1 protein-coding gene and 1 pseudogene are annotated in these 1,749 nt (G+C 72.8%); both read left to right on the forward strand.

Going from position 1 to position 1,749, the window contains the following annotated elements; genetic code table 11:
• Nucleotides 1-454, forward strand: a 454-nt coding sequence (locus ACTS11_RS09235) for a BamA/TamA family outer membrane protein (protein WP_442640033.1), incomplete at its 5' end; no start/stop codon positions are given.
• Nucleotides 454-1,749: pseudogene (locus ACTS11_RS09240) on the forward strand (translocation/assembly module TamB domain-containing protein); the annotation flags it as partial. The gene ACTS11_RS09235 and the pseudogene ACTS11_RS09240, both read left to right, overlap by 1 nt.

Here is a 1,749-nt window from a genome sequence, read left to right on the forward strand (position 1 = left end):
TGCGCGCGGCTATCTCGGCCTCGGCGAGGAGGATCGCACGATCCTCGCCGCGCGGGCGCAGCTCGGGACGCTGTTCGGCGGCGAGTTCACCTCGATTCCCCCGGATTTCCTGTTCTATTCCGGCGGCTCGGACACCGTGCGCGGACAGGAATACCAGTCGCTCGGCGCGATCCAGCGGGGGCGCCCGTCGGGCGGGCGATCCTTCGCCGGGCTCTCGGCCGAGGTGCGGCAGGCCATCGGCGACACCGATTTCGGCATCGTGGCCTTCGCCGACGCGGGCTACGTCGCGCCTTCGGCCGACTTCTCGGACGGCGACTGGCACGCGGGCGGCGGTTTCGGCCTGCGCTACGACACCGCCTTCGGACCGATCCGCGTCGACATCGCGACGCCGCTGCGCGGGCGGGGCGTGGGCGAGGACATATTCCTCTACATCGGGATCGGACAATCCTTCTGATGCGCTGGCTCCTGCTTCCCCTCGCCTTCCTGCTCGCGCTGACGGGCGCCGCGGTCGCGCAGGACGACGACGACCGCGGACGGCTGACGCGGTTCCTCGAGAGCCAGCTGTCCCAGGGCGAGGACATGCAGGTGCGCATCGACGGCTTCCGCGGCGCGCTGTCGTCCCAGGCCCGCCTCGATCGGCTGACCGTCTCGGACCGCGAGGGGGAGTGGCTGATCCTCGAGGACGCCACGCTGAACTGGCAGCGCTCGGCGCTCCTCCGAGGGGAGCTGCGCGTCCAGTCCCTGACTGCCGAGCGGCTGAGCGTGCTGCGTCCGCCGGTGCCGCCGGAGGGGCCCGACCTGCCCGAGCCGGCGGCCACGCCCTTCTCGCTGCCCGAGCTTCCCGTCGCCATCGAGATCAACGAAGTGGGCATACGCAGGCTCGAACTGGGCGCGCCGGTGCTCGGAGCGCCCGCGGAGCTGTCCCTCGATGGGCAGGCGAGCCTCGAGGGTGGATCGGGACAGGCGCAACTCCGGGCGGAGCGGCTCGACGGGCCGCAGGGCACGTTCTCGCTCGCCGCCGCCTTCGACAACGCGACCCGCGTGCTCGACATCGACCTCCTTCTCGAGGAGGCGGAGGGCGGGCTGGTCGCCGGGCTTCTCGGCGTTCCGGGCGAGCCATCTCTGCGCCTCGCCGTGGCGGGCGAGGGGCCGCTTTCGGACCTGAGCGTGGACCTTGCGCTGGCGACCGACGGGGTCGAGCGCGTGGACGGGACGCTCCGCAGCCTTCAGGTTGCTGAGGGGGGCGGCCAGGTGGTCGAGCTCGACCTTTCAGGCGATCTCTCGCCGCTGCTGGCCTCGGAATATCGCAGCTTCTTCGGCCAATCCTCCGAGGTCTCCGCGCGGGTCGAGCGGGACACGGACGGCGCGACGCGTCTGGAGAACCTGCGCCTCGCGACGGCGGCGCTGCTCCTCGAGGGCGAAGCGAGGCTCGACGCGCAGGGGCGGCCGGTCGCCATCGACGTCTCCGGGCGGATCGCGGACCCGGCCGGCACGGGGCCCGTGCGCCTGCCGGTGCCGGGGACGGAGACGACGATCTCCTCCGCCGATATCGCCTTCGACTTCGACGCGACGCAAAGCGACGCCTACAGCCTGACGGCGCGGCTCGACGGGCTGTCGGCGGGCGACCTCGGGATCGGCGCGGCGGACGTGACGGCGACGGGGCGGATCGTCCCCTCCGCGTCCGGCGTCGGCGCGGTCACGGCGGACCTGGCAGCCGAGCTGTCGGGGTCCGCGTGGTCGATCCCCGAC

It is taken from the genome of Roseicyclus sp., assembly GCF_052168335.1.
GTDB lineage: Bacteria > Pseudomonadota > Alphaproteobacteria > Rhodobacterales > Rhodobacteraceae > Roseibacterium.